Source organism: Actinocrinis sp. (genome assembly GCF_035946395.1).
In the GTDB taxonomy this organism is placed as follows: Bacteria; Actinomycetota; Actinomycetes; order Streptomycetales; family Catenulisporaceae; genus Actinocrinis.
The window spans coordinates 1-3,361 of record NZ_DASYZI010000421.1 but is presented as its reverse complement, the minus strand read 5'-3'; the positions used below and the strand labels follow the sequence as shown (position 1 = coordinate 3,361).

At 71.3% G+C, this 3,361-nt stretch carries 3 protein-coding genes; all 3 read left to right on the top strand.

Annotation, left to right across the window (positions count from 1 at the left end; translation table 11 throughout):
• The first annotated feature begins 43 nt into the window (after positions 1 to 43).
• The gene (locus VGS97_RS26615; protein WP_349262275.1) at positions 44 to 865 is read left to right on the top strand and encodes an SAM-dependent methyltransferase; all 822 of its coding nucleotides are present in this window, start codon (positions 44 to 46) and stop codon (positions 863 to 865) included.
• A 1-nt stretch (position 866) separates the two neighbouring features.
• Positions 867 to 2,537: an NAD(P)/FAD-dependent oxidoreductase gene (locus VGS97_RS26610; protein ID WP_326856406.1), complete on the top strand. Its 1,671-nt coding sequence runs from the start codon at positions 867 to 869 to the stop codon at positions 2,535 to 2,537.
• Between the two features lie 3 nt (positions 2,538 to 2,540).
• A partial coding sequence (locus VGS97_RS26605; protein ID WP_326856405.1) for a hypothetical protein occupies positions 2,541 to 3,361 on the top strand: 821 nt, incomplete at its 3' end.

Sequence of the window (3,361 nt, the reverse complement as noted above, 5' to 3'; positions counted from 1 at the left end):
CGAACCGGCGGCTGCGCCGACCGACGCGGTCGAACGCACCGCCCTGCTGACCGCCGCGCTGCGTGCGGCGGAGACCAGCCGCCCCGACCGGATCTATGAGGACCCGTACGCCGCCGCGCTGTGCGGCGACGCCGGGCCGTCGCTGCTGGCCGAGATCCGTGAGGCAACGTTCCCCAAGAACGCGTTGCGCACTCTTCCGAGCACCCCGGACTACAACGCCATCCGCACCCGGTTCTTCGACGACTACCTCCAGCGGGCCGCGAAGGATTCCGACCTGAGCCAGGTCGTCCTGGCGCCGGCCGGCATGGACTCGCGCGCCTACCGGCTGGCTTGGCCCGAGCACATCCGGTACTTCGAAGTCGACCGGCCCGCGGTGCTCGAATACAAGCGCGACCGGCTGCGCGGCGTCGACCCGCAGGTGCAGCATCACGTCGTCGCGGCCGACCTGACCGCGCCCGACTGGGAAGCACGCCTCGCGGCAGCCGGATACGACCCCGCGTCGCCCTCGGTCTGGCTGCTGGAGGGCCTGCTGTACTACGTCACCGAGAGCGACGCGCACAGCATCCTCGACCGGATCGCCGCGATCATGGCGCCGGGCGGCCTGATCGCCGCCGACATCGTCAACGACGCCGCGCTGACGCTGCCGAACATGCGCGGCCTGCTCGACCTCTTCGCCGGCTGGGGCTGCCCCTGGCTGTTCGGCACCGACGAGCCCGAGCGGTTCTTCGCGGCGCACGGCTTCGCCGTCGAGGCGGTACAGCCGGGCGACCCGGAAGCCGACTTCGGACGTTGGCCGGACCCCGTGCCGCCGCGCGGCGAGAAGAACGTGCGCCGCGTGTTCTTCTTGCACGGACGGCGGACCTGACATGCCGTCAGCCGTCGTCGTGGGGGGCGGCCCGGCGGGCTTGGCGGCGGCGCTCGCGCTGCACCAGAACGGCTGGGGGGCACTGGTCGTCGAGGGTTCGCCCCCGCCGCCGACCGCAGCGCCGTCCGGGTCTGCTTCGTCCGGGCCACCTTCGTCCGATCTGGCCTGGTACCGGCCCAGCGTGCCGCAAGCGCAGCAGTCGCACACCTTCACCTCGCTCGGAGTACGGACGCTGCGACGGCGCGCTCCTGCGGTGCTCGACGCGTTGCTCGCGGCCGGTGCGGAGATGTTCGATCTGACGACGAGCATGCCGCAGCATGCGGCCGACAGTGCCAGGCAGCCGCAGGACGACGAACTCGTCGCGCTCGCATGCCGCCGCACCACCTTCGAACTCGTGCTGCACCGATACGTCGCGGCCCTGCCCCGCGTCCGCATCCGATACCTCACGCAGGTCGTCGGCGTGACACTGGCGTCGGACCGGCCGGTGGTCAGCGGCGTGGTGACCAAGACGGGCGACGTGCTGTCGGCAGACGTCGTGATCGACGCCACCGGCAGGCGTGCAGCCTCCCGTGCCTGGCTCGATGCCGCCGGCCACCCCGTCGGCGAGGACTTGGCCAGCCCGTCAGGCGTGACCGGGTTCACGCGCTTCTACCGGCTCAGCGGATCGCGCAGACCCGGCCCGCTCAATCGCGGCCACGCTGCCGGCGACGTCTTCGATCACTACGCCGGTGTGCTCCATCCCGGGGACGGCGGCACCTTCTCGATCGCAATCGGCACTCTTCCGGGTGATCGGGAGCTCTCCGCGCTGCGAACCCCGGCGGGATTCACCGCCGCCGCCGAAGCCACTCCCTGGCTGAGCCCGTGGCTCGCCGATGGTGTCAGCGTCCCGATATCGCCCGTCCGGGCGTTGGCATGCCCGCCGAACGCTTTGCGCGCCGCCGCCACGACGCCAGTCGTCGCGGGCCTGTACCCCGTCGGCGACGCGGCCTGCGTGACCAATCCGCTGTTCGGGCGCGGCATGTCGCTGGCCATGGCGCACGCTTTCGAACTGGCGGACCTGCTCGCCGCGCACCCGGCAGCCGACCAGGCCCAGGCAGACACCGCGGCGGGCCTGGCCGACGCGCTCTACCGCCCCTGGTACGAGCACGCGGTCCTCGCCGACCAGGCCCGTACTGCCCAATGGCGTATGGCGATCACCCAAATCAGCGGGCCCATCGACGCCGATGGCGCCAGTGACACTGCTGGCACCGGAAACACTGCTAGCACCAGAAACACCGCTGACGCCCCTGGTGCCGATAGCACCGATAGCACTGGTCGTGCCACTGACGCCGCCAACGCCGCCAAAAGTACGGATAGCGCCGCCGACTCTGCGCCGCCGCCCGCTGCGTTGCAGCCTGGCCGCCCTTCGCCACGTGCTGTCCTCGCGGCGGCTGCCACCGACGCAACCGTGTGGCGTGGCATGACCCGGATGGCCATGACTCTCAGCACGCCCGGCGAAGTCTTCGCCGACGAGGCGTTCACCAGCCGCGTCGCCCGCGCCTCGGCCGCCGCGACCCCGAATCGCCTGAATCGCCCGAGCCCGCCGACCCGCGCGGCGCTCGTGAACGCGGTCGCCATGGCGACGCAGGCCTCCGAAGCCCTTGAGCCTGCTCAGCCTCGGATAGGGGCGTAAGCCATGCCCATTCCGCTCGTCGATGTGCCGCCGTCGCCCACTCGGGTCGAGTCCGGCCAGGCCGGATCACGCCATCGGGTGCTGCTGGCGCCGATCACCGTCACCCCGTCCAAGCCGCTGACCCCGTCCCATCTCAAGGGTCTGCTGTGGACCGACGTCATGTACCGCGCCACCGGCCGGATCGCCGACGTCAGCTACCGGTACAGCCCCAGCACGTACTTCCTGACCGAACAGACCCTCGCGTTCTGGGAGTTCCTCGACCGCGCGGTCGGCGACACCGACTACTCCGGTCTCGACGAAACGGAGATCGGCACCCTCTACATGCGCCACCGCGCCGAGCCGACGCCCGTCGCGCCGGCCGCGCTGCGCCCCTATGCCGAGGCCGTCGAGATCTGCGGTTGGGCCCATCCCGCGGCGACCCGGGTGCTTGAACTGTGGAGCGACCACTACGCGCGGCTTGGCATGCACGATCCGGGCCTGACCCGCCATCAGCCGCCCGGCCTCGGCCTGGAGGAAGTGTTGGAGATCCTGGACAGCCACAGCATGTGCCTGGATCACCGTGACGTGCACGGCCCCGTCTACCTGGACCTGACCCGTTTCGGGCTGCCGCTGCGTCAGATCGTCTCGGCCGGCGGGCAAGCCAACTACTTGGCGTGCGCGCTGCGTGAGCTGCTGCCGCTGGTGCCGGACTTCGACGAGGTCGTGCTGCTCTACGACCGCGAGATGGACCCCGACTACCAGCTGCTGGCCCGCGTCCTGTCGGCGCGCGGAGTGAGCGTGCGCCGCGTGCCGATCGGCCGCGTGCCCATCGACGGCGCGATCCG